This window comes from Aminobacter sp. 01T433, assembly GCF_056398585.1.
In genome coordinates, this window is the sequence record NZ_JBFTPR010000006.1 from 15,705 (window position 1) to 40,875 (window position 25,171).

Here is a 25,171-nt window from a genome sequence, read left to right on the forward strand (position 1 = left end):
AACGATGTTGTACGCTATCCTGGCGTATCACGCGGAGGGAGTGGTCGAATCCTGGACTGACGAGGAGGATGCGGCTTTGATGACGGATCTGCTGGAGATCAACGATCGCCTCGTCGAAGAAAAGCACCTGGGTCCGGCGGCGCGCTTAGGGGCGACGGAAAGCGCAGTGACGTTGAGGGGGAAAGGACTCGGTTTCGTCACCGACGGCCCCTTTGCCGAGACCAAGGAGCAATTGCTCGGCTTCTACGTCGTGGACTATCCAACGATCGACGGAGCTGTCGCAGCGGCACGCGAGTTGCGCTCCGCCAATCCGACAGCCGTGTATGAAATCCGGCCGATTTCGCTCTATGTCCCCGGCGTCCCAATGGCGGCGCGGTCCGAGAGTTAGCGAAGCTTTCGGCATCTGAACTGTTCGCCATTGCCTGTTCCGACGCTACGGCGCTGACATATGCAGGTTTTGCTTGACCAAGGCACTCGGTGATCGCCGGTTGCCCGGCACCGCGATCGTCTGCATGGCCCGGCGCACGCCCGGCATTTGAAGCTCGCCAGCGCAAAGCAGCCGAGCCACGATGCATGCGCTCAGTGCCAGAAGCTGCAGTAGGGTCGAAGCCGTTTTCATAGCTATCGCCGGTCAATAACGACCTGTCTGAAGCGTTGGCCACTTCAGCTCGCGGTTCGGTTGATTGGTTCTGCGAATGTTCGGATGCGGTCGTTCTGCCGATCAAATCCGAAGACCGACTATTCATAGCATGAAAAATTGTTTCACACTAGAGGAATATTTTGGGGCAAGCGATGGCTTGGTAGGTTGTTGAAGGTTGCATGCCGGAGCAATGTCGCTCCGGCATGCATGGGCCCGTCTCAGGCGCCTCTGATATAGGGCATGACCTCCAGGACGCCGCGGTAAATCATCTCGCCGGCGACATAGAGGATGATCACCAGGCCGACATAGGCGATCCAGCGATGCTTCTGCAGCAGGTTGGCGATGAAGCTTGCGGCAATACCCATCAGCGCGATCGACAGAACAAGGCCGAAGACCAGGACGTTGGGGTGATCGCGGGCAGCACCTGCAACGGCGAGCACGTTGTCGAGCGACATAGACACGTCGGCAATGACGATCTGCCACGCGGCCTGCGCGAAGGTCTTGCGCGGGGCGGCGCCGGCGACCTTACCGTCGCCATCGATATCGGCCTCGGCAAGTGCTTCGACGGCCTGCGTCTCTTCGGCATGGCTATGGCGGAGTTCGCGCCACATCTTCCAGCACACCCACAGCAGAAGCACGCCGCCTGCCAGCAGCAGGCCAACGATCTGAAGGAGCTGTGTCGTTGCCGCGGCAAAACCGATGCGCAGCACGGTTGCTGCGATGATGCCGATGAGGATTGCTTTGGCGCGTTGATCCTTGGGCAGGCCCGCGGCAGCGAGGCCGATTACGATGGCGTTGTCGCCCGCCAGGACCAGATCGATCATGATGACCTGGAGGAGAGCCGATAAGGCTTCGGGAGTGATTAATTCTGTCATGCGGCACCCTTTGCTGTCGCTAGGGCGGCGTGGCTCGCACATGCTCTGTTTTGCGCGGAACCCGCGCGAAACTCGCCAAGTGCTGTCAAGGAGTACGGAACGTCAAAGCCAGGCCGCCGGATTGAAATTCCAGTCCGACATCACAGTCATTATTGACTGCCAGAGGGGCCCGGCCTGGTGACGGTTTGGTAATCGACCAAGGCGAGAAATTCAAGACAGAATGTGCGGTTGAAAAACCCAGCGACACACTTGCTTTCAACCCGCCGCCATCGACCGCGCAATATCCAAAAACACCCGCACCAGCTTGCCGCCGCTGCGCTCCTTGAGGCAAATCAGCGCCTCATCCATCAGCATTTCGGGTGCAGCGATCGGGATCTGCACCAGCCGCGCGTCCTGCCCGAACTCGGCAGCGGAGACGAAGCCTATGCCCGCCCCTGAAGCCACGATCTCGCGCACCGCCTCGCGGCCTTCCGCCTCGATTGCGGGCTTGAACTCGAAGCCTTCCTTGATGGCCAAGTCTTCCAGCTTGGCGCGGGTCTTTGAGCCGCGCTCGCGCATGACCAGCGGCAGCAGCGACAGTTCGTGCAGCGACAGCGACTTGGCCGAGGCAAGCGGGTGGTCGGTGGACACGAAGGCAATGATCGGCGTCGAGTTCAGTTTGACCACCTCGAAATCGCGGCCGATTGGAATTTCGCCGAGCACACCGATGTCGGCCTCGTAGCTGTAGAGGCTGGAGATGACGGTTTCGGTGTTGCCGGCGCGCACAGACACCTGGATGCCGGGATATTTTTGGCGGAACTGGCCTAGAATGTGCAGAAGATGGTGGGCGGCGTCGGCGACGATGCGCAACGTGCCCGAGCGCAGCGCGCGGGATTCCGACAGAAGCTCCAGCGCCTGCTGCTCGGTGTCGAACATGCGCCGCGTGATTTCGAGCAATTGCTGGCCGGCTGCCGTCGGCGTCACCTGCTTCTTGTGGCGGTTGAACAGCAGGACTTCGTATTCTTCCTCGAGCTTGCGCACCTGGTCGGATATCGCCGGCTGGGTGAGAAACAGCGTCTCGGCGGCGCGCGAAAAGCCGCCGCAAATCGCGACATAATGGAAAGCCCGAAGCTGTACGTAGCGCATGCCTACTCCCTGATATCGGGTAGAATACCAATAATCTCAGCCAATACAAATATCGAAACTAACGATTTGATTTATATCCAGAACCACCGAAGATAAGGCAAGCGCCACAGCTGCGCGCTTTGCAATCGGAGGCTCGCGGCCATGCATTTCATGTTCATCCTGCTGCAACTGGCCGGCGCCATCATGCTGCTTTTGTGGGCGGTGCGCATGGTCCGCACCGGCGTCGAACGTGCCCATGGCGCGGTGCTGCGCGAGGCGTTGCGTGGCGCGACCAAAGGCCGACTGAAGGCCGCGACATCAGGCACCTTGCTCGCCATTCTTTTGCAGAGCGCAACCGCGGTCGCCGTGCTCGCTGCCGGTTTCGCCGCTACCGGCGTCCTGACCGTTTCGGGCGGGCTCGCCGTGATGTTGGGGGCCGATGTGGGCTCGGCGCTGGTGGTGCAGGCACTGTCCTTCGACCTCAGCTGGCTGGTGCCGCTGCTGTTGTTTTTCGGCGCCACCATGTTCCTCAAATTCGAGGCGCGCATCGTCAAGCAGACCGGGCGCACTTTGCTTGGCATCGCGTTCATCCTGATCTCGCTGCGCATGGTCGGCGAAGCGACTGCACCCATGCGCCACAGCGCGTTGCTGCCGATGGCCATCGACTACCTCCGGAGCGATCCGGTAACGGCCTTCGGTGCTGCGGCGCTGTTCACCTGGCTGATCCATTCCAGCGTCGCCTCGGTACTGCTGTTCATGTCGATGGCAGCCCAAGGCGTGCTACCGGCCGAAGTGGCGGTGCCGATGATCCTCGGCGTCAATCTGGGTGCCGGTCTCGTTGCCGTTGGCCTGACGCGCGGCCTGGCGATCGAAGCGCGGCGCATTCCGGTCGGCAATCTGATTTTTCGCGCAACGGCGGCAATCGCTATCCTCGTTGCCATGCAGGCGATAGAGATCCCGATGACCTGGTTCGGCGCCAGTGCGGCCCGGCAGGTGGTCAACATGCACCTTGCCTTCAACCTGGCGCTGCTGGTGTTGTGCCTGCCCTTCACCGGGCCGATGGAGCGGCTGGTAGCGATGTTGCTGCCCGACGCACCCCGCGGTTCGGAAAGCTTCAACCTGATGTCGCGGCGGGTCAGTGCGCTCGACCGCACGGTGATCAAGATGCCGAGTGTCGCGCTCGCCAGCGCCACGCGCGAGGTGCTGCGCATGGCCGAAGTGGTGGAGATCATGCTGCGCCCGGTGATGGATCTTTTCGATTCCGGCGACCGTGACCGTGTCGAGCAGGTGCGCAAGCTCGACGAAGAGGTCAACCGCGCCCACACCGACATCAAGCTCTACATCGCCGAAGTCAATCGCGGGACGATGACCCAGGAGGAGGCACGGCGCGGCATCGAGCTGACCGACCTTGCCATCAATCTCGAGCATGCAGGCGACATCATCGCTAAGAATCTTTTGGTGCTGGCCCAAGAGAAGAACGACAAGCGGCTGAGCTTTTCCAAGGAAGGTTGGGGCGAGCTGACCGCCCTGCACGACCGCGTACTGGCCAACATGCAGATCGCCATGAACGTGCTGGTGTCGGGCGATGCAGACGCCGCGCGCCAGCTGGTGGTCGAAAAGGAGCGCATGCGCAAGCTCGAACGCGATAGCCACGAGCGGCATCTCAAGCGCCTGCAATCGGGCTCGCCGCAAAGTATCGAGACCAGCGACATCCACCTCGAAGCGGTGCGGGCGCTCAAGGAGTTCAACTCCCTTCTGGTCTCGGTCGCCTATCCGATCCTGACCCAGAGCGGCGATCTTCTGGAAAGCCGGCTCGCCAAGACGGCATGACGAAATTGCATGTCATCTAGCCATCATCGTTTCAGCTTATGAATGAATACAAAATAACGATTTTACATATGGATTGCCGGTCAGCAATGTGAAGCCGAACCAGACATCTGAAGACGGCGAGGAGAAAGAAATGCTGTCCGAACACAAGCTTGCGGCTCAAGCCCCCTTCCCGGCACCAGCACTCGGCGAACCCTATCTGCTGACGCCCGGGCCGCTGACGACCTCTTATGCGGTCAAGCAGGCGATGCTTCGCGACTGGGGCTCATGGGACGGCGACTTCAGGGCGATGACGGCCGACATGCGCCAGCGTCTCCTCGCCATGCTCGGCGACGGCAACAGCGACTTCGATTGCGTGCCGATGCAAGGCAGCGGCAGCTTCGCCGTCGAGGCAATGCTGGGCTCGTTCGTTCCGCGCGACGGCAAGGTCCTGGTGCTGGTCAACGGCGCCTACGGCCAGCGCATCGTTCAGACGCTCGGCTACCTCGGCCGCGACTGTGTGGCGATCGACAAGGGCGACTACATGCCGCCGCGCTGCGATGAAGTGGCCGCAGCTCTGGATGCCGACCAGGCCATCACTCATGTCATTCTCGTCCACTGCGAAACGAGCTCCGGCATCCTCAACCCGGTCGCCGAGATTTCCGAAGTCGTCTACGCCAAGGGCCGCAAGTTTCTTGTCGACTCGATGAGCGCATTTGGCGCCATACCCCTCAACGTCAGCGAGATCCGCTACGAAGCGATGGTGTCCTCGGCCAACAAATGCATCGAAGGCGTGCCCGGCTTCGGCTTCATCATCGCCCGCAAGAGCGAGCTCGAAGCCGCCAAGGGCCGCAGCCATTCGCTCAGCCTCGACGTCCATGCCCAGTGGGCGCACATGAACAAGACCGGCCAGTGGCGCTACACCCCACCGACCCATGTGGTCGCCGCCTTCCTCGAGGCGCTGCGCCAGCATGAGATCGAAGGCGGCGTCGCCGGCCGCGGCGCGCGCTACGCCAGAAACCGCGACGTCATGGTAGCAGGCATGCGCGAGCTGGGCTTCGAAACCTTGCTCAAGGACCGCTGGCTGTCGCCGATCATCGTCACTTTCTTCTGCCCCGCCCATCCCGATTTCGCCTTCGACCGGTTCTATGAGCTGATGAAGGAAAAAGGCTTCATCATCTATCCAGGCAAGCTGACGGTAGCTGACAGCTTCCGCGTCGGCTGCATCGGGCAGATGGACGAGCATGTCATGCGCAAGGTGGTCGAGGCCGCCGGCCAGTCGCTCAGGGAAATGGGCGTCGACACAGCGGCTCCTCCCGCGACCGCCATCGCCGAGCGCGCCAAGCTCGCCGCCTGAATAAAGATTTAAAGGAACTCCCCATGAACAAGATGACCACGATCAATGTCAGCGCCAACGGCCGCACTTACGAATGGCCGCGCGTGCCGGCGATTGCCATCTGCCTCGACGGCTGCGAGCCGGCCTATCTCGACGAGGCGATCAAAGCCGGCCTGATGCCATCGCTGGTGAAGATCCGCGCCAAGGGCACCGAGCGCACCGCCCACAGCGTCATCCCTAGCTTCACCAACCCCAACAATCTGTCGATCGCCACCGGCCGCCCGCCCGCTGTGCACGGCATCTGTGGCAACTACCTCTACGAACGCGAGACCGGCAAGGAAGTGATGATGAACGACCCGCGCTTCCTGCGCGCGCCGACCGTCTTCCAGGCCTTCTACGATGCCGGCGCCCGCGTTGCTGTCGTCACCGCAAAAGACAAGCTACGCGCCCTTCTCGGCAGCGGCCTGAAGTTCGACGACGGCCGCGCCATCTGCTTTTCTTCGGAAAAGTCCGATGTCTCGACCAAGGCCGAGCACGGCATCGACAACGCGTCCGCCTGGCTCGGCAAGCCGGTGCCGGAGGTTTACTCGGCCGAACTATCGGAGTTCGTCTTTGCCGCTGGCGTCAAGCTGCTCAAGGAATTCAAACCTGACGTGATGTACCTGACCACCACCGACTATGTGCAGCACAAATATGCGCCCGGCGTGCCTCAGGCTAATGCCTTTTACGAGATGTTCGACAAATATCTCGGCGAACTCGACGCGCTGGGTGCGGCCATTGTTATTACCGCCGACCATGGCATGAAGCCCAAGCACAAGTCCGACGGCACTCCTGACGTAGTCTATGTCCAGGATCTGCTCGACGAGTGGCTGGGCAAGGACGCCGCACGCGTCATCTTGCCGATCACCGACCCATATGTCGTCCACCACGGCGCGCTTGGTTCGTTTGCCACCGCCTACCTGCCCGAAGGTGCCGACCAGGCCGGCATCATGAAGCGCCTGGCCGCCATCGAGGGCATCGACGTTGTCATCGACAATGCCACCGCCAGCGAACGCTTCGAACTGCCGAGCGACCGCATCGGCGACATCGTGCTGGTCTCGTCGGAAAACAAGACCATCGGCACCAGCGAGCATCGCCATGATCTTGCAGCACTCAACGAGCCGCTTCGTTCGCATGGCGGCCTGACCGAGCAGGCGGTGCCGTTCATCGTCAATCGCAAACTGCCCAGCCTGCCGAACGAACCGGTGCTGCGCAACTTCGATGCGTTCTATTATGCTGCCATGGCCGCAGCGCAGGCCTGAGGGAGTTGACGATGGTCAAGGCTGAAACGACGTTCAAGGTGCGCCATGAGCCCATGCGCATCGCCGGGCGCAAGGTCGATGCCGACGGCATCGTCAACGTCCACTACCCCTACACCAATGCGGTGATCGGAACGGTGCCGGCGGGGCGTGCCGAGCATGCCCGTCAGGCCTTCGACATCGCCGCCAACTACAAGTCGAAGCTGACGCGCTATGAGCGTCAGCAGATATTGTTCCGCACCGCCGAAGCGCTTGCCACGCGCAAGGAAGAGATTTCCGACATCATCACGCTGGAGCTCGGCATCTCCAAGGCGGACTCGCTTTACGAGGTTGGCCGCGCCTATGACGTGTTCACGCTGTCAGCGCAGATGTGCATCCAGGATGACGGCCAGATCTTCTCCTGCGACCTGACCCCGCACGGCAAGGCGCGGAAGATCTTCACCACGCGTGAACCGCTGAAGGCTATCTCGGCGATCACGCCGTTCAACCATCCGCTCAACATGGTGTCGCACAAGGTGGCACCAGCGATCGCCACCAACAATTGCGTGGTGGTCAAGCCGACCGAACTCACCCCGATGACGGCGCTGATCCTCGCCGACATCCTCTACGAGGCCGGCCTGCCGCCCGAGATGCTGTCGGTGGTGACGGGCATGCCAGCCGACATCGGACTGGAGATGATCACCAATGAAAACATCGAGCTGATCACCTTCACCGGTGGTGTGCCGGTCGGCAAGATGATCGCCAACACCGCAGGCTATCGCCGCACCGTGCTGGAACTCGGCGGCAACGATCCGCTGATCATCCTCAACGATCTCTCCGACGACGATCTCGCCAAGGCGGCGGATCTCGCTGTCGCCGGTGCCACCAAGAATTCGGGCCAGCGCTGCACCGCGGTCAAGCGCATCCTGTGCCAGGAAAGCGTCGCCGACCGCTTTGTGCCGATGGTGCTCGAGCGGGCCAAGAAGCTCAAATTTGGCGATCCGATGGATCGTTCGACCGACCTCGGCACTGTTGTACACGAGAAGGCTGCCGCCCTATTCGAAAAGCGCGTTTACATGGCCGCCGAACAAGGGGCGGAAGTGCTCTATGATCCAGGCCGCAAGGGCGCGCTGTTGCCGCCCATCGTTGTCGACCGCGTACCGCATACCTCCGAGCTGGTGATGGAAGAGACCTTCGGGCCGATCATCCCGATCGTGCGCGCGCCCGACAATGACGACGAGCTGATCGCACTGTCCAACTCGACAGCCTTCGGCCTGTCGTCAGGCGTTTGCACGAATGATTTCCGCCGCATGCAAAAATACATCGCCGGCCTGCAGGTCGGCACGGTCAATATCTGGGAAGTCCCGGGATATCGCATCGAGATGTCGCCATTTGGCGGGATCAAGGATTCAGGCAACGGCTACAAGGAAGGCGTCATCGAGGCGATGAAGAGCTTTACCAACGTCAAGACATTCTCACTGCCATGGTCTTGAGCCGGCACCTTCTTGTTTAAGGATAGGACGTCGCTGTCCGAGGCGTTCGGTGCAATTCGCTTTTGAACGCGATTTAGACCGGCAAGGCCTGGCAAAGTTCATCTAAGCGCCAGCTTCCAACGTCGAGAAGCTGGCGCACGAGAGATGCGACATCGAAGATTCCGAATCTGGAAAAGAAGATCATCGAGCTGAGGCTTGCTCATTAGGTACGGCTATCCAAAAAGTTACGCGGGTCACAGTTTACGCCTCCGAAAGCCGTAATTGCAGTCAAAGGCAGAAACCGTCAGGGTGGGAGATAGACGCGTTGCGCGAAATTGGATGAAAAAAGTTCATTGGCTCATGCGATCGGGCAAACGGCCTGAGACCGATAATGCCAGAGAACAAAGTCGGATATTTGGAGCAGCAGATGTCGGACGAAAACATAACTCCGCCAACCAGCAAAGAATATCCTCAGCCGAATCCCGTCGGAAATGCAGCAATAGTTCTTGTCACTGATAAGAATTATATTCTTCCGACGTTTGCGACTGCATTATCCGCCGATGCCCATACGCGGGACGAAATTGTCATCTACCTATTCGTTGTCAATGCGGAAGAGACGTGGATACGACAATTCGATGCAGCTGTTTCGGGGACGAAGATTTCAATCCGGACAGCTAACCTCCCGCAATTGGCCGAATTCTCCCGACTTCATCGCGATGTGGTTCCCCCGATCGCGTTGGCACGGCTGTGGATCGGAGCATTGCTGGATGAGAATATAGAACGCTTTCTGTACATCGACGGCGACACCATGGTGGATAACGAACTCGACAGCCTATTGGCGAGTACGCCGCCCGAGGACGGCCTAATGGTGATACCAGAATTCATAAGGATATACATTGACGAACTAAGCTTTTCCAAGAAAAAAGACATAGATCACCTTAGCAATCTAGGATGCAGTCCGGAATCATATTTCAATTCCGGCGTAATATATACATCGAGGAAAGCGTGGAATCGTATCGCATCAGAGGCGACCAATTTTCTACGTGAGTATCCAGACCGCTGCATCGCGTCCGATCAAAGCGCACTTAATTACGCGGCGCGGGGAAAAGTCAGTTTCCTGCCTCTTCACTACAACTACCAGAGCGATCACATGATGGCACTGGACCCGCGCGAACGTGGACTCAAGCCGACGATCTGGCACTTCGTTGGTGCACCTAAACCTTGGGACGCAACTGGCTGGCCTTGGGATGAATACTTCAACAGATTCTATCGCCAAGCAGAGACTCTACTACGAGACTGCAGCGTCGCACTCCCGTCCCCCCCAGAGGCCCAGATAGCTAGTGGTCTCTCCCACCGGGCGCGCAACAGATTTCGCATGAAGTGGGTGTATCCATGGCGGAGATATACGCGCAAACGCAAGATCTTATCCTTGCTTTTGCAGTGAGTTAATTGGGCGTGGATTCCGAGAGGGCCGAATGGACGGCGATCTCGAAGCCAAAGACTATTGTGAATCCCACCCGCACTCCGGTCTGAACTTCAAATCGCCGCGCGAGTTCATCCGCCTTAGTGATTAATCCCACCCGCAGTCTGTCCGGTGAAACGGGGGTACTCTAGTGCCGAAGCTGGCACGCTGTGGGTTCACCCGTGTAGAGGAAGAGTCGCCGAGGAAGACGTTCCTCAAGATCGGTTCGGGCGTCTGAGCCGCTGGCCACCCTGTGTCGTGGCGCTTCAGCCGATCACGCCGGAGAGAAGGCAGATATGCTGGTTTTCGATCTGCTCCCTGAATTCGGCGACGCGCGCGCGGATCCCTTCCTCGTGTTTCTCGCGGTCGGCGACCAGCCGCGAGAACTGTGAGACCAGCGTTTCGACATCGAAATTCTCGACATGTTGGCAGTACTCGCCAAGGCCCATTTCCGCCATCAGCACGTCATTTTTCCTGGCGTAGCTGAGCGAGATCGTCGGCTTGTGCATCTTCAGCGCGCAGACAATGTTGTGGAAGCGCGTAGCGACGACGATGTCGGTGAGCGCCATTTGCTCCATTACGTCGCCCAGAGAACAGACCTGTCCGTGCGCAAGCCTTGACGTGGGCCGGACGTTGCTGACAGCTTCCATGAGAGCGTCCACGGCGATCTTGTCCTCGTCGTCGCCTGTAAGAAGGCGGACATCGTGTCCGCTGTCCAAGAGATGGACGACGAAATCCGCAAGCTTGCCGATGTACCGTGAAAAGATCGACTGGCCGCCCTCCTCGTAGCCGTACCAACCGCGGTAGGCCATGACGCCGACCCCTACCCTCAGTGCGCCTCCCGGAGCGCGTGGAGACGGCATGGGCGTGGGCAATCCGAAGGCAAGGTCGGGATAGACAAGGTCGCCGCGGGTGTCGAAGCCGACGCCTTCCATAAACTCCCTGGATTGGAGGTCGCGATAAGACCGATAATGCGCAAGTCTGGCCGCCGACAGCATCAGTAGGCGGCTTAATCGGTTCCTGATCGGCCCTGCCCCAATGCTGACAAAGGCAATGCGCGTGCCTGCGAGTCGGGCTGCGAGGCACCATTTCAGTATGTCGTAAGGCATGCCCGCCGGCCGCTCCCCGAAATCGTCGAGGATTCCGGTACCTGGAAAGATCATCACGTCTGCCTTGCGGACATTGGCGAACGCCCGCGCGAAATCGGCGAGTTTTCGTGGAATTTTAAGTAGGATTCGTTTGACCCTTCCAGACTGACCGCTTGCCGGACCATTCCAGCGGATCGGCAAGGCCTCGATCCCGAAATTCTGTTTGACGACATCGGGTTTCCCGCAGACGCATGAAAGTTCCGCCTCAGGCCGCTCTCTCTTGAGGAATGAGGCCATCGCCTCAAGCGAACCTTCGTTGCCGAGGTTGCCGGAGCCGAAGAATCCGAACAGGGCAATCCTAGAAGGCCGGCGCCGCAAAGCTGCGCCTTGTGCGGATGCACGACGGGATGCTGCCTTAATTGCGCCGTCGGCCGCGAGGCTGTCGGCGGCATCGTTCCTGGCGGTCATTGGCGTTGTTCCGGTCGCGAATTCAGTTGGAAAAGCACGCCCGCGAAATAGCCGCGCGGCAGCACGGACGAGGCAAGGAAGAAGAAAGCCGCTCCGATTGATGCACAACGCAACATTTCAGTGCCCACCGTTCCACGAACCGGCAACATGACCCTCATCGGAAACCTCAGCAATCTGTCCAATAATAGGAAGACGGCACCTCGTCTGGGTACGTCTTTCGAATGCGGCTCTTGGAGCGGACCAGGTGTTGACGGAGCGTAGCTGGCCTTTTGCAGGCAGTTGGCACATCCGGCTGGGCTGGAAGAGTTTGACCTATGGTGTGCCAGGTCTCTCCGAGGGTCCGGCGCTGTGCTTGTCGCGTCCAATGCTTGATTTTGGCGAAGGCTTGCTCGATCGGGTTGAGGTCGAGCGAGTATGTCGGCACTAACCAGCGCCTTTGCGCTGTTTGCCATGATGGCCGGCGAAACGGCTGTGGCAATACCGCCGGCTTTGAGAACCGGCGCAATCCGCTGCTGGATATAGACGCGGAAGCAGGTGCCGTTGATCGGGGCGTCGAAGACGCTATGTGCGTCGAGCCGATTGCAGCGCAACGCCCCCTTCCTTCAATCCGTTCAGCGCCAAGTTTGGTGTATTGCCGATCAGCTCAACGATGGAGGCCCGGTGCGGCTAAAGAACTCGCTTGCAGTGGCCGCCCATTTTGCCCTGCAATGCTGCCCGTCGCCCGTTCAGGCTGCGGCCATCACAACTGAAGAAACCGCAGCGATAAACCGCGCAGCTACACTCCGGCTGCTCTCCCCCAACACAAACGCCACAACAACACGCGCACGAAGATCGTGTGAAAGGGCACGTGTCCTCCGATGCTGGCTTCCGCCCGGCTGACCTCCTTCCTGGCTTCACTGGATGCAGTGTTTGGCTGCCGAAAGGGGGACGCGCTCCAGCGGAGCTTCGGTGCTCAACCAAACGTCGGACCCTACTCCCTTTTGGCTGCTACTTCGGACCGACCGCCTGTGTTCTTCTACCTTCTGAGTTGCGTCCGGTACCAGGTGTCATGACTGGCACTCATCCAGTCGCAGCCTTCATTTAGGGCCGCCATGTCCGTCAAACGCGCACTTCTACTGAGTACAGGCGATCGCTACATGACGATGGCCTTGAACTTTGCCACCGTTGCGGCTGTTTCTCGCATCCTGACCCTCGAGGAAATCGGGATTTCGGTTATTGGCTTGGCGATCCTCAGCATCGCCGTGTCTGCGCGGGAGTTTGCCAGCACGAGTTTCGTGATCCAGCGCCCGGTCCTGAGCCGGGAGGACATACGCGGAACTTTCAGCTTGATGCTTGCCCTCACAGTGGCGATTGCCGCCTTTCTGGTGGCAGCCGCACCCGCACTGGCGTCCTCCTTCCAGGAAGAAAAGCTGGTCCCGTACCTTCGGTTGGTATCCATCTGCCTATTCGTCGATCTGGTTTCCATCCAGGTTATCGCCCTGTTGCGGCGTGACATGGCTTTCGGAACGGTCGCGCTGATCAACGTTGCCGGAGCAGCGACCGCAGGAGTGGCGACCGTCGCGCTGGCGCTGACGGGGTTCAGCTACATGAGTTTCGCATGGGCCTGGCTGGCAAGCAGCACAGTCACCGCTCTGCTCGCCCTCGCGTTCCGCCCGCATCTTTGGATGTTCATTCCGACATTCAGAAATTGGCGGGGGGTAGTGGCATTTGGCGGTTACAACGGCGTGATGGTGTTCCTCTACAGGGGGTACGAGGCTTTGCCTCTCTTGTTGCTAGGCCATGTCCTGTCACCGCATGCTGCCGCGCTTTTCAGCCGCGGCCTTACTGTAAGTCAGATACCCGACAAACTGGTCCTTGGCGGCGCCATGTCGGTCGTCCTCCCCGCCTTTGCTGCCTCGGCCAGGCAAGGCAGGGACCTGAAACGGCCTTACCTGCACGCACTTGAAATCGTCACCGGACTTCATTGGCCAGCGCTGCTGGTTCTTGCCGCGCTCTCCTACCCTGCAGTGAATCTTCTGCTTGGCCACCAGTGGTGGGAAGTTGCCCCTCTAGTCCAAGTCATCGCCCTCGCATCGCTTTTCACCTTCAGCTTCGAGCTGAACTATCCTGTGATGGTAGCGATAGGTTCGATCAGGGACATGTTCTTCCGATCGATGATCGTCATCCCGGTCTCTGCTGCCGTCATGACGGCAGCCGTCCTGTTTGGCGGACTCATGGGCGCAGCATGGAGCCTGATGTTCATTGTGCCGTTTCAGGCCTTTGTTTCCTTGAGTTTCGTGCGGCGCAGGCTCTCGGTGCAGTGGGGCGAAATAGCGGTCGCCGTCTGGAAGAGCGGCGTCGTTGCCATTTCCAGCGTGCTAGGCTCGTTGGTTGTGGTCATCGCTAACGGCTTCAGCTTCGAGCTTTCGCTCGGCCAGGCGATATTCGCCGGCGTTCTCGCCGCGGCTGGCTGGCTGGCTGGAGTGTTCATCACCCGCCATCCCCTGCATGACGAAATCGCAAGCGCCCTACGGGTCTTCCGCCACGCAGCTACTCCGACATGAAGGATCCCACCGCATCATGCCACCATTGGCAGGCAGCCATTGGGGATTGTGGGAAGCTCCGTCGCGCCCGAAAAATGGCCTGCGGGGTGCCGCAGGCCGGCACCTTGGCGAGCCCGATGCCGAAATCTTCGCAGCAACGAGGCGCGATCGAGTACCCTTGTGAACCCTCATCCGTCATCGGAGAAACTGGTTGATGGCTAGCGTCGACATTATCATCCCGTGCTACAACTACGCGCATTTCCTGCCGCAATGCGTCCAAAGCGTTCTCATCCAGGGAGTCGATGATTTCAGGATCGTCATCATCGACAACGCCTCAACCGATAACAGTGTCGAAGTGGCACGTCGGCTAGCGGAGACGGACAGTAGGATCGAGGTTGTCTGCCATCAAACAAATCTCGGTTCCCATGCTTCGTTTAACCATGGGATCGACTTGGCTCGGGCCGACTATTTCATGATCCTGTGTGCCGACGATCTGCTGACGCCGGGTGCCCTTCGCCAAGGGATCGCGATCCTGGACCGGTTCCAGGAGGTGTCGTTGGTGCTGGGCAAATACGTGGCGCCATGGGTAGGTAATGACACGCCTGCTCTACCCGCGCACGCCGATGGCTGGAGCCTGATGAATGGGGATCTCCTGATCGAGACGTGCTGCCGGAAGATGAAATTCAATCTGTCTGCCCATGCGATGCTGGTGCGAACATCTGCCCAAAAAGCTGTAGGCCACTATCGACCGGCCGTACCATTGCTTGACGACCTGGAGATGGCGCTTCGCTTGGCGCACTACGGATCGGTTGCAGAGCTATCAGCGCCATTGGCTATGACACGCGAACACACGACCAACATCTCGCAAGTCATGTGGCAGAACGCACTTCGCCGGTTGCAGGAATATGAAACTGTGTTGGAGAGCTTTTTTGGTCACGAAGGTAGCACCATGCCTAACGCACCAACGCTACATCGCATGGCGCGTCACCATTTGGCGGCAACCGCTTACTGGTCGGCGGTATCGCATCTAATCCGAGGCCGGCCCTCAGCCGGCTTCGAATTGTTCAAGTTCGGCTGCAAGCTCGACCCAGCCTCCATGCTTTTACCGCCCATCGGGCATCTGTTCCGGATGGAGGGCTCCTTCAAACGTGCGCAGCGCGTCATCTTGGAGGCTCTTGGCAGTACCCGCGCTTGACTGTGTTTTTCAGCGCTTTGCAAGCACTCAACGTCCACGATGAGTCAATCGGCGTGGGAATGGGTAACTCGGCTTCAGTGATGGGGTAGGACGGCCCCTGCTCCCGGCCTGCAGGGTTGGCACGGTCAATATCTGGGAAGTCCCGGGATATCGCATCGAGATGTCGCCATTTGGCGAGATCAAGGATTTAGGCAACGGCTACAATGAAGGCTTCATCGAGGCAATGAAGAGCTTTACCAACGTCAAGACTTTCTCACTGCCATGGTCTTGAGCCGGCAAATCGCATAAGCCTCGATGAGGGAGCGCTTGCGCTCCCTCATTTGCGTCTGGAGGGGAAATGCACTTTTCGAAAGCCTTGGCGCGTCCATCGTCCGGCGCGACGCACACCATTACCCTCCTCCACATAAAAGTCTGATCGCATGTCCGGTTTCGCGCTTACCATCGTGCTGGTCGCGGCGTTCCTGCACGCGAGCTGGAATGCCGTCGTCAAGGCGGCGACCGACCGCGCCGTTGTGCTTGCCGCCGTCTCCGCCACCCACGCCACGCTTGGCACGGTACTGGTCTTTTCGGCACCTTCGCCGTCGATGGAAAGCTGGATCTACATCTTTTTGTCGACCGTCATCCACTTCGGCTACTACGTCTTCCTGTTCCAGTCCTACAGGTTCGGCGACCTCAGCCAGGTCTATCCGATTGCGCGCGGACTGGCGCCTGCCCTTGTCGCCTTTGGCGCCTATGTGATGATCGGCGAAACGCTGCCACCACTGGGCTGGGCCGGGCTTGCGGCAATTACATTCGGCATCGGCTTCCTAGCTTTCCAGCGGGGTGCCGCAAATGCCGATCCGCGCGCTGTGGCTGCCGCTGCGATCAACGGCGTTCTGATCGCTTCTTATTCGGTCATCGACGGCATAGGCGTGCGCCTGTCCGACAGCCCGTTCGGCTATATGGGCTGGTTGTTCCTGCTCGAACTTCCGGTGACATTGTTCGTGCTGTTGCGCCGGCGCGGTGCCACCCACACCATCGATTTGCGCACAGTTGGGCTGGGGCTGATCGGCGGGCTCGGTGCTGTCACCGCCTATGGCCTTGTGATCTACGCCAAGACCATCGCGCCGCTCGGAGCAGTGTCGGCGGTGAGGGAATCGAGCGTGATCATCGCGGCGCTGATCGGCCTGTTCATCTTCGGCGAACGACCCTGGCCGGCGCGCATCATCTCGGCGGTCATCGTGGCCTGTGGCGTTGTAGCGCTCGCCTTTTCCTGAGCGTTACACCTGTTTGAAACAATGCTGTCACTTGCCTGTCGCGCAACTGTGTAGCTCATAAGCTGAGCCTACAGTATCATAAAAAGAATAGATTTTACTTATTGACCCCTCGTTCCCAGTATCAGCCTTGGACGAGGCGCAATCGGGGCAATCGCGGCACGCGCATCCCTGCTCAGACCTCTCCCAATCAGAACGTGCCAAAGCGATCCAAATGGGAGCCAGATATCCATGAACCAGAAGAAAGCCTTCGTGCTAGCCGCCTTCGCCACGATGATGATGTCGTCGGCGGCATGGGCGGAGACCGAGCTCACAGTCTACACGGCAATCGAAGCCGAAGACCTCAAGCGCTACGCCGAGACATTCAACCAGGACCATCCCGACATCAAGCTCAACTTCATCCGCGACTCCACTGGCGTGGTAACCGCCAAGCTGCTCGCCGAGAAGGACAATCCGCAGGCCGACGTGATCTGGGGTCTGGCCGCGACGTCGCTTCTGGTGCTCAAGGCAGAAGGCATGCTTGAGCCCTACGCGCCCAAGGGCGTCGAACTGCTCAAGCCCGAATATGTCGACAAGGACACGCCTCCGGCATGGGTCGGCATGGACGGCTGGGCCGCTTCGATCTGCTACAACACCGTCGAAGGCGGCAAGCTTGGCCTGACCGCGCCCAAGAGCTGGAAGGACCTGACGAAGCCCGAATACAAGGGCCATGTCGTCATGCCCAACCCGGCGTCGTCGGGTACCGGTTATCTCGACGTGTCGAGCTGGATCCAGCTGTTCGGTGAAAAGGAAGGCTGGTCCTACATGGACGGCCTGCACCAGAACATCGCCACCTATACCCATTCCGGCTCCAAGCCCTGCAAGATGGCCGCTGCCGGCGAAACGGTGATCGGCATCTCCTTCGAGTTCCGTGCTGCCAAGTCGAAGGCCGAAGGTGCGCCGATCGACATCATCATTCCTGAGGAAGGCATCGGCTGGGACATGGAAGCCTCGGCGATCGTTGCCGGTACTACGAAGGAGGAAGCGGCCAAGACGTTCATCGACTGGACGGTCACCAAGAAGGCCAACGAGATGTACAATGTCGGCTGGGCAATCGTCGCCATGCCCGGCGTGGCGAAGCCTGTTCCGCACCTGCCCACCAACATCGAAGAAAAGATGATCAAGAACGATTTCGAGTGGGCCGCCAACAACCGCAACGCAATTCTTGCCGAGTGGTCCAAGCGCTACGACTCCAAGTCCGAGCCGAAGAGCTGATCCCGACTTTTGTCCGTTGAACCGGGCGCCGCCACAGGTGGCGCCCGACTCTTACCCTCAAAGCCGGATCATCACGATGAAACACGAAACCCTCGCCGAGCAGCCGCGAACTCCAGTTGATGTGAGCGCCATGACCGCTGCCAGCCTGAACGTGAAGCCCGCCTATCTGCAAATCTCCAATGTCTGGAAGGCCTTCGGCGATTTCCACGCGCTGAAGGACATTTCCCTCGACATCCGCGAGGGCGAGTTCGTCTGTTTCCTCGGTCCCTCCGGCTGCGGCAAGACCACATTGTTGCGCGCAGTCGCCGGCCTCGACCTGCAGACGAGCGGCTCAATCCGCCAGGGTGGCAGGGACGTGTCCACCTTGCCGCCGTCGCAGCGCGACTACGGCATCGTCTTCCAGTCCTATGCGCTGTTCCCCAATCTGACGATTGCCAAGAACATCGCCTTCGGCCTCGAAAACACCAAACGCCCACGCGCCGAGATCGCAAGCCGCGTCGCCGAACTGCTCCAGCTTGTCGGCCTGCCCGACCAGGCCAACAAATTCCCAGCCCAGCTTTCCGGCGGCCAGCAGCAGCGCATCGCGCTCGCCCGCGCTATCGCCATTTCGCCAGGCCTTCTGCTGCTTGATGAACCGCTCTCGGCACTCGACGCCAAGGTACGAACGCATCTGCGCCACGAGATCAAGGAGCTGCAGCGCAAGCTCGGCGTCACCACCATCATGGTCACCCATGACCAGGAAGAGGCCCTGTCGATGGCCGACCGCATCGTGGTTATGAACCATGGCGTGATCGAGCAGATCGGCTCGCCGACAGAGATCTATCGCCATCCCGCGACGCTATTTGTCGCCGACTTCATCGGCGAGGCCAACAAGTTCAAGGGCAAGGCCCAAAAGGGTGCAGTTAGCTTTGGCTCCAAAATCTTCAAATGCGCGGCCCATGGGTTTGACGAGGGCGCGCCTGTCATTGCGGCCATCCGGCCAGAGGATGTGATCCCGCACGGGCCTGGCGCCCGTTCTCCGGGTGCACCCGATGTGGTGAAGCAGCCGCAAAACCTGCTCGATGTGACAATCGGCGAAATGGAATTCCTCGGCTCGTTCTGGCGCACCAGGCTGCGTGGCGCCGATCTCGGCGACGAGACGCTGATTGCCGACTTCTCGATCAATGCAGCGCGGCGCCTGACATTGGCGGAGGGTGCTGCTCTTACCGTCGAGCTGCCGGAAGAGCGTCTCTTGATCTACCCCCGGGGAGAATGACATGGCGATGGCAATCGACGCCGTCCTGCCGGCGGGCCGCAAGCTGAAGGTTTCGCTTGACCGGGATGAAATGATCAAGCGCGGCCTGATGGTGGTCATCGCGCTTTATCTCATCGTGGCGCTGGCCGCCCCGCTCTACATCATGCTGTCGAAATCGTTTTCGACCTATAGCTTCGACCTTGCCAGGTTCGAGTTCCTGGTGAGCGACAAGGACGGCAATTGGGGTGCGCCGGTCACCGCTGCGGCCCTCAACGACAAACTCGCGGTCGTTTCGCCGCAGAAGCTTGCGACCAATTCCGATGGCCGCCTGCAAGCGACGACCTTCTTCCCCGATTTCAGCTTCCGCAGCCCGGTAAAGTACAAGATCCGCGGCACAACCGAAGATGCTTCTTTCCTCGTCGGCCTTCAGCTGCACAAAGGCACCGAATGGCTTGAGCTCGGCTCCAACGAATTCCGTCGGGTGATGCTTCGACCGGCGCGTGCGATTGGTCTCGAAAACTACTCCACCTATTTCTCGACGCCGACGCTGTTCCGCTCGATCGAAAACTCGGTCTTCATCGCCTTCATCAGCACCATTGTGACGGTGGGGCTCGCCTTTGGCTTCGCCTATGCGCTCAACCGCAGTTGCATGCGTTTCAAGGATGCGTTCAAACTTGTCGCCATGGTGCCAATCCTGGTGCCGTCGCTACTGCCCGGCATCGCGCTGATCTATCTCTTCGGCAATCAGGGCCTGCTCAAGGACCTCCTGATGGGGGTACCGATCTACGGGCCGCTCGGCATCGTCATCGGCTCGGTGTTCTTCGCTTTCCCGCACGCCATGATCATCATTTCGACGGCATTGGCCATCTCCGACCAGCGCCACTATGAGGCGGCCGCTTCGTTGCGCGCCAGCAGCTGGCGCACCTTCTGGACGGTGACCATCCCCGGTGCGCGCTATGGCTTGATTTCGGCGGCCTTCGTCGTCTTCACCCTCGTCATCACCGATTTCGGCCTGCCGAAGGTCATCGGCGGCCAGTTCAACGTGCTCGCCGTCGATATCTACAAGCAGGTCATCGGCCAGCAGAATTTCGAGATGGGCGCGGTCGTTTCGGTGATCCTGCTGATCCCGGCTATCGCCGCCTTCGTAGTCGACCGCATGGTGCAGAAAAAGCAGGTCGCGCTCCTGTCTGCACGCTCGGTGCCCTACCAGCCGAAGCCGAACCGGCGTTTCGACACGCTTTGCCTGACCTGGTGTTCGCTGATCGCCGTGTTCATCCTCGGCATCATGGCAACGAGCCAGCTCGCAGCGCTGGTCAAGCTGTGGCCCTACGATCTCAGCTTCAGCCTCAAGCACTTCGCTTTCGACCGCATGGACGGCGGCGGCTGGGGTTCGTACTACAACTCGATCCGGCTTGCTGGCCTCACCGCGATCTTCGGCACCATCATCGTCTTTGTCGGCGCCTATATGGTTGAAAAGACCGAAGGTTTCCGCACAGGACGGTCGGCATTCCAGTTCCTCGCCATGCTGCCGATGGCGGTGCCGGGCATGGTGCTGGGTCTTGCCTACATCTTCTTCTTCAACGATCCGTCCAACCCGCTGCACGCCATCTACGGCACCATGACCATCCTGGTCGTCTGCACAATCACCCACTTCTACACCGTCGGGCACCTGACCGCGCTGACGGCGCTGAAGCAGATCGATCAGGAGTTCGAGCCGGTAGCGGCGTCGCTCAAGCAGCCCTTCTACAAGCTGTTCGCCCGGGTCACTGTACCGGTCTGCCTGCCGGCGATCCTCGACATCTCGATCTACCTGTTCGTCAACGCCATGACGACGGTGTCGGCGGTGGTGTTCCTTTATTCGAAGGACACCGCACTGGCTTCGGTCGCCGTGCTCAACATGGACGACGCCGGCGACGTGGCACCGGCGGCGGCCATGGCAATGATGATCTTTTACACCAACGCCGCAGCCCGCCTGATCCACCTGTTCCTGTCCAAAGTGCTGATCACCCGCACCCAGGCCTGGCGGCAGCGGTAGGGATTACGGCTTGACCCGATCGGGATGAGCCTTGGCGAAGGCATCGAGGCCTTCGCAGCGGCGGGCGATGTCGAGGACGCGCGGCAAAGCCGAAAGATCGACGTTCCAGCGCCGCGCGTTGTAGACCTGCGGCACTAGGCAGAAATCGGCCATGCCAGGTGTGTCGCCATGGCAGAATTTGCCGGTCGAGGGATGGTCGAGCAGTTTCTCGAAAGCGACCATGCCGTCGCCGATGAATTTCTGCATCCACGCATCGCGCACCTCCTCGCCATCGCTTGTGACCCGCATCAGCTCGGCGACCACGCCGGTGTTGCAGACCGCGTGGATTTCCATAGCAATCGCATAAGACAGCTGGCGCACGCGCTGGCGTCCGACCGGGTCGACAGGCAGGAAGCCGGCATGGCGTGTTTCGTCGAGATATTCAATGATCGCCAGCGACTGGGTGAAGGCGTGGCCTTCGATCTCGAGCACCGGCACCAGCCCTTGCGGGTTGCGCGCCAGATGCTCCGATGATTTCTGGCCTTTGGCCAGCAGGTCTACGGACACTGAACGAAACTCCTGCCCGAGCATGTTGAGCGCGATGCGCACACGGTAGCTTGCGGACGAGCGCCAATAGTCGAACAAGACGGTTTCGGTCATCGTGGCTCAAGCCTTTTCGTATCGGGTCACAGTCTGTTCGATAGCCCCGAATATCGAATGGCCATCGGCATCGTCCATCTCGATACGGACCTGGTCGCCGAACTTCAAGAATGGTGTGACCGGCGCACCCGTCTCGATGGTTTCGATAGTCCTGATCTCGGCGATGCAGGAATAGCCTGCACCTCCTGCCGAGATCGCCTTGCCCGCGCCGCCGTCGAGCTTGTTGGACACCGTGCCCGAACCAATGATGGTGCCTGCGCAAAGCGGCCGGGTCTTGGCGGCATGGGCGACCAGCGTCGGGAAGTCGAAGGTCATGTCGATGCCGGCATTCGCCCGGCCAAAAGCCTTGCCGTTGACGCCTACAAGCAACGGCAAATGCAGCTTGCCGCCGTGCCAGGCATCGCCCAGCTCTTCCGGCGACACCGCAACCGGCGAGAACGCCGTGGAGGGCTTCGACTGGTAGAAGCCGAAACCCTTGGCGAGTTCAGCCGGGATCAGCCCGCGCAGCGACACGTCATTGACCAGCATGACCAGCCGGATCGCCGCATGCGCCTCATCGCGGCTCGCGCCCATCGGTACATCGTCCACGATGACCGCCACTTCGCCTTCGAGATCGATGCCCCAGGCTTCGTCGGCCATCGCAATGGGGTCGCGGGGCCCGAGGAAAGCATCCGAACCGCCCTGGTAGATCAGGGGGTCGGTCCAGAAGCTTGCCGGCATCTCGGCGCCCCGGGCCTTCCGCACCAGCTCGACATGGTTCACATAAGCCGAGCCATCGGCCCACTGATAGGCGCGCGGCAAAGGTGAGGCCGCATCATGTTCGTGGAAGCGCAGGGTCGGCTGCGCGCCTGCCTCTATGCCTTCGGCGACAAGGGCAAGGCGCGGGCCGACATGGGCCCAGTCGTCGAGTGCAGCCTGCAAGGTGCGGGCAATGTGGCCGACTTCCGAGCAGCGGGTTAGGTCTTTCGAAACGACGACAAGGCGGCCGTCGCGGGTGGAGTCTTTCAGTGTCGCGAGTTTCATGGTGTTCCCGTCTTCACTTGATGCCAGGTGTGCCGTCGAATTTGCGTTCGAGACCATCCCAGCAATCGATGTAATTGTCCTGCAAAGTTTCCAGCTCGGCGGCGAATTTGGTCAGCTGCTGGGGAAATCGCGTCTCGAACATGAAAGCCATGGTGTGGTCGAGCTTGACTGGCTTGAGCTCGCCGTTCGACGCCCTCTCGAAGCCCATGGCGTCGGGCCCGTGCGGCAGCATCATGTTGTGCAGGCTCATGCCGCCCGGCACGAAGCCCTCCTCCTTGGCGTCGTACTGGCCGTAAATCAGGCCCATGAACTCGCTCATGATGTTGCGGTGATACCAGGGCGGGCGGAAACTGTGCTCGGCCACCAGCCAGCGCGGCGGGAAGATGACGAAGTCGACATTGGCCGTGCCGGCTTCCTCCGTCGGTGCTGTCAGCACAGTGAAGATCGACGGGTCGGGATGGTCAAACAGGATCGCGCCGACCGGCGAGAAGGTGCGCAGATCATATTTGAACGGCGCATAATTGCCGTGCCAGGCGACCACGTCGAGCGGCGAATGGCCGATCTCGGTGACATGGAACTTGCCGCACCATTTGACCAGCACGCGGCACGGCGTTTCCTTGTCTTCATAGGCTGCGGTCGGCGTCTTGAAGTCGCGCGGATTGGCCAGGCAATTGGCACCGATCGGGCCACGGTCGGGCATGGTGAACTTGGCGCCATAGTTCTCGCAGATGTAGCCGCGCCGCATCTCGCCATCGCCAAGACGCGAGACCTTGAACATCATGCCGCGCGGGATCAGGCAGATCTCTGAAGGTTCAACGTCGATGATGCCCATTTCGGTGAAGATGCGAATCGATCCGACCTCCGGCACGATCAAAAGCTCACCGTCGGCATTGAAGAAATAGTCGTCGGCCATGTCGTCGTTGAAGGCATAGACGTGTGCCGCCATGCCGACTTGGGTCATCGCATCGCCCGCCGTCGTCATGGTGCGGATGCCCTGTATGAAGTTGAGCTTGTCCTTTGGCGTGGGCAGCGGCCCCCAGCGCAACTGGCCGAGCGCGAGCGAATGGTCATCAAGGCAAGGTGCTGTCTTCCAGTGCGGATAGCTCGCTGCCGAAAAGCGCTTGGTATGGCGCACGCTCGGGCGGATGCGGTAGAGCCAGGAGCGCTCATTGGTGCCGCGCGGCGCGGTGAAGGGCGAGCCTGAAAGCTGCTCGGCATAGAGGCCGTAGTTGCACTTTTGCGGGCTGTTCTGGCCTTGCGGCAGAGCGCCCGGCAGCGCCTCGGTTTCGAAGTCGTTGCCGAAGCCGGGCATGTATTTCACGTCGGTGGCAGCGGCCACCTGCTTTTCGGTTTTGTCCAGCATGGCTTGCACCTCCCGTGAGCACATGAGATCGTCGAATTGGTTGCAATTGTAACCGTCGATTTTGTAACTATCAAAGGCTGTTCTATGCCCGCGCCCTTCGATCTCGAGAGTTTCTTGCCCTATCGGCTGAACCGCGCAGCCGAGCTGATCAGCGTGAGCTTCGCACGCGAATACAAGCAGCGCTACCAGATCACACGGCCTGAATGGCGCACGCTGGCTGCCCTTGGCAGCGTCGGAAAGATGACGGCGACGGAGGTCGGGGTGCATTCCAATATGCACAAGACAAAGGTCAGCCGCGCCGTGCGCGCTCTTGAACAGCGCCGCTGGTTGAAACGGACCGAAGACAATTCCGACCGAAGGGTCGAACATCTGGAACTGACTGCGCTCGGCCAGAAATCCTATCGCGAGATTGCAGCACTTGCCCGTGCCTATCAGGCGAGCCTAGAGCAAACGCTTGGGCAAGGCGCCATCGAGCGCATCGAAGCTGGGCTGACGGAGGTCGAGACGGCGTTGCTGGCTGGGACCCGCAGCCGCTGACATCACCCGATCGGCAACGCCCCGAACTGCTTGAGCGTGGTCAGCACGATCGATGTCTTAACGTGCTGGACAGCGTCGTGCGGCAACAGCACCTCGTTGACGAAGCGCGACAGGTCGGAGAGCCCGCGCACCACGACCTTCAGGTGGTAGTCCATCTCGCCGGTCAACGAATAGGCCTCCAGCACTTCGGGCAGGTCGTTGACCAGACGGGCGAAGCGCTGGGCATTGTCGCGGTTGTGGGTGGCCAGTGTCACGGAGATGACCACGAGAAGGTCGAGCCCCAGTTTCTCCCGATCCAGCATCGCCTGATAGCCGCGGATGAAGCCGTCAGCCTCCAGCCGAACGCGACGGCGGGAGCACTGCGAGGCCGACAGGGCGATTTTTTCCGACAGCTCGTTGTTGGTCAGCCGCCCATCGCGCTGCAGCTCGCGCAGGATCTTGAGGTCGAACTGGTCGAGACCGTCAGCCATTGCATGCTTCTCCACTTCTATGCGCATTTCATGCATAGATCTGTCCATGTGGCATCAAAATGCAAGCACATTGCATCGAATGGGGAGCACAATATGCGTCACCTAGTTTTGAGGAGGA

20 protein-coding genes and 2 pseudogenes are annotated in these 25,171 nt (G+C 60.2%); 14 read left to right on the forward strand and 8 right to left on the reverse strand.

The features are described from left to right. The first annotated feature begins 4 nt into the window (after positions 1-4). Complete coding sequence (locus AC1DLV_RS12370) at positions 5-388, forward strand: YciI family protein (RefSeq protein WP_476799858.1); 384 nt, start codon at positions 5-7, stop codon at positions 386-388. A gap of 470 nt (positions 389-858) precedes the next feature. Here AC1DLV_RS12370 and AC1DLV_RS12375 read toward each other — a convergent pair whose 3' ends face one another. Both AC1DLV_RS12375 and AC1DLV_RS12380 read right to left on the reverse strand, forming a co-directional pair. After that, positions 859-1,515, reverse strand: a complete 657-nt coding sequence (locus AC1DLV_RS12375; RefSeq protein ID WP_476799859.1) for a TerC family protein — start codon at positions 1,513-1,515, stop codon at positions 859-861. Positions 1,516-1,770: 255 nt separating this feature from the next. Then, on the reverse strand, positions 1,771-2,640 hold the full coding sequence (locus AC1DLV_RS12380; protein ID WP_476799860.1) for a LysR substrate-binding domain-containing protein: 870 nt from the start codon (positions 2,638-2,640) through the stop codon (positions 1,771-1,773). A gap of 141 nt (positions 2,641-2,781) precedes the next feature. On the opposite strand from AC1DLV_RS12380, the gene AC1DLV_RS12385 reads away from it, so the two are divergent. From AC1DLV_RS12385 to AC1DLV_RS12405, 5 genes are all read left to right on the forward strand, one after another. Beyond that, positions 2,782-4,449 (forward strand): Na/Pi cotransporter family protein, encoded by a 1,668-nt coding sequence (locus tag AC1DLV_RS12385; RefSeq protein WP_476799861.1) that lies wholly within the window; start codon positions 2,782-2,784, stop codon positions 4,447-4,449. 130 nt (positions 4,450-4,579) lie between these two features. Next, positions 4,580-5,782, forward strand: a complete 1,203-nt coding sequence (locus AC1DLV_RS12390; protein WP_476799862.1) for a 2-aminoethylphosphonate--pyruvate transaminase — start codon at positions 4,580-4,582, stop codon at positions 5,780-5,782. Between the two features lie 23 nt (positions 5,783-5,805). Continuing rightward, on the forward strand, positions 5,806-7,062 hold the full coding sequence (phnA, locus tag AC1DLV_RS12395) for a phosphonoacetate hydrolase (RefSeq protein WP_476799863.1): 1,257 nt from the start codon (positions 5,806-5,808) through the stop codon (positions 7,060-7,062). A gap of 11 nt (positions 7,063-7,073) precedes the next feature. Beyond that, positions 7,074-8,531 (forward strand): phosphonoacetaldehyde dehydrogenase, encoded by a 1,458-nt coding sequence (gene phnY, locus AC1DLV_RS12400; RefSeq protein WP_476799864.1) that lies wholly within the window; start codon positions 7,074-7,076, stop codon positions 8,529-8,531. Positions 8,532-8,901: 370 nt separating this feature from the next. After that, positions 8,902-9,954, forward strand: coding sequence for a glycosyltransferase family 8 protein (locus AC1DLV_RS12405; RefSeq protein ID WP_476799865.1), 1,053 nt, complete (start codon positions 8,902-8,904; stop codon positions 9,952-9,954). A gap of 284 nt (positions 9,955-10,238) precedes the next feature. Here the strand turns inward: AC1DLV_RS12405 and AC1DLV_RS12410 are convergent, their stop codons facing one another. After that, positions 10,239-11,528: a polysaccharide pyruvyl transferase family protein gene (locus AC1DLV_RS12410; protein ID WP_476799866.1), complete on the reverse strand. Its 1,290-nt coding sequence runs from the start codon at positions 11,526-11,528 to the stop codon at positions 10,239-10,241. Between the two features lie 254 nt (positions 11,529-11,782). Then, positions 11,783-12,340: pseudogene (locus tag AC1DLV_RS12415) on the reverse strand (hypothetical protein); the annotation flags it as partial. Between the two features lie 324 nt (positions 12,341-12,664). Between AC1DLV_RS12415 and AC1DLV_RS12420 the strand changes: the two are divergent. The 7 genes and pseudogenes from AC1DLV_RS12420 (at position 12,665) to AC1DLV_RS12450 (ending at position 21,021) form a co-directional block, all read left to right on the forward strand. Next, positions 12,665-14,071, forward strand: coding sequence for an oligosaccharide flippase family protein (locus AC1DLV_RS12420; RefSeq protein WP_476799867.1), 1,407 nt, complete (start codon positions 12,665-12,667; stop codon positions 14,069-14,071). 193 nt (positions 14,072-14,264) lie between these two features. After that, the gene (locus tag AC1DLV_RS12425) at positions 14,265-15,245 is read left to right on the forward strand and encodes a glycosyltransferase family 2 protein (protein ID WP_476799868.1); all 981 of its coding nucleotides are present in this window, start codon (positions 14,265-14,267) and stop codon (positions 15,243-15,245) included. A gap of 112 nt (positions 15,246-15,357) precedes the next feature. Continuing rightward, positions 15,358-15,516, forward strand: a pseudogene (locus AC1DLV_RS12430) (phosphonoacetaldehyde dehydrogenase); the annotation flags it as partial. A 148-nt stretch (positions 15,517-15,664) separates the two neighbouring features. Further along, positions 15,665-16,501, forward strand: coding sequence for an EamA family transporter (locus AC1DLV_RS12435; RefSeq protein WP_476799869.1), 837 nt, complete (start codon positions 15,665-15,667; stop codon positions 16,499-16,501). Between the two features lie 228 nt (positions 16,502-16,729). Then, complete coding sequence (locus AC1DLV_RS12440) at positions 16,730-17,752, forward strand: putative 2-aminoethylphosphonate ABC transporter substrate-binding protein (RefSeq protein WP_476799870.1); 1,023 nt, start codon at positions 16,730-16,732, stop codon at positions 17,750-17,752. A 76-nt stretch (positions 17,753-17,828) separates the two neighbouring features. Then, positions 17,829-19,007, forward strand: coding sequence for a putative 2-aminoethylphosphonate ABC transporter ATP-binding protein (locus AC1DLV_RS12445; RefSeq protein WP_476799871.1), 1,179 nt, complete (start codon positions 17,829-17,831; stop codon positions 19,005-19,007). 1 nt (position 19,008) lies between these two features. After that, positions 19,009-21,021: a putative 2-aminoethylphosphonate ABC transporter permease subunit gene (locus AC1DLV_RS12450; protein ID WP_476799872.1), complete on the forward strand. Its 2,013-nt coding sequence runs from the start codon at positions 19,009-19,011 to the stop codon at positions 21,019-21,021. Between the two features lie 3 nt (positions 21,022-21,024). On the opposite strand, the gene maiA is transcribed toward AC1DLV_RS12450, so the two are convergent. The 3 genes from maiA to hmgA are packed head-to-tail and all read right to left on the reverse strand — an operon-like array spanning position 21,025 to position 24,046. Then, a complete protein-coding gene (gene maiA / locus AC1DLV_RS12455; protein ID WP_476799873.1) occupies positions 21,025-21,660 on the reverse strand; it encodes a maleylacetoacetate isomerase in 636 nt (211 codons plus the stop codon). A 6-nt stretch (positions 21,661-21,666) separates the two neighbouring features. Continuing rightward, positions 21,667-22,683: a fumarylacetoacetate hydrolase family protein gene (locus tag AC1DLV_RS12460; protein WP_476799874.1), complete on the reverse strand. Its 1,017-nt coding sequence runs from the start codon at positions 22,681-22,683 to the stop codon at positions 21,667-21,669. A 13-nt stretch (positions 22,684-22,696) separates the two neighbouring features. Further along, positions 22,697-24,046: a homogentisate 1,2-dioxygenase gene (gene hmgA / locus AC1DLV_RS12465; RefSeq protein WP_476799875.1), complete on the reverse strand. Its 1,350-nt coding sequence runs from the start codon at positions 24,044-24,046 to the stop codon at positions 22,697-22,699. Between the two features lie 84 nt (positions 24,047-24,130). Here hmgA and AC1DLV_RS12470 point away from each other — a divergent pair, with 84 nt between their 5' ends. Continuing rightward, positions 24,131-24,583: a MarR family winged helix-turn-helix transcriptional regulator gene (locus AC1DLV_RS12470; protein WP_476799876.1), complete on the forward strand. Its 453-nt coding sequence runs from the start codon at positions 24,131-24,133 to the stop codon at positions 24,581-24,583. A 2-nt stretch (positions 24,584-24,585) separates the two neighbouring features. On the opposite strand, the gene AC1DLV_RS12475 is transcribed toward AC1DLV_RS12470, so the two are convergent. Then, positions 24,586-25,053, reverse strand: coding sequence for an Lrp/AsnC family transcriptional regulator (locus AC1DLV_RS12475; RefSeq protein WP_476799877.1), 468 nt, complete (start codon positions 25,051-25,053; stop codon positions 24,586-24,588). Positions 25,054-25,171 lie beyond the last annotated feature (118 nt).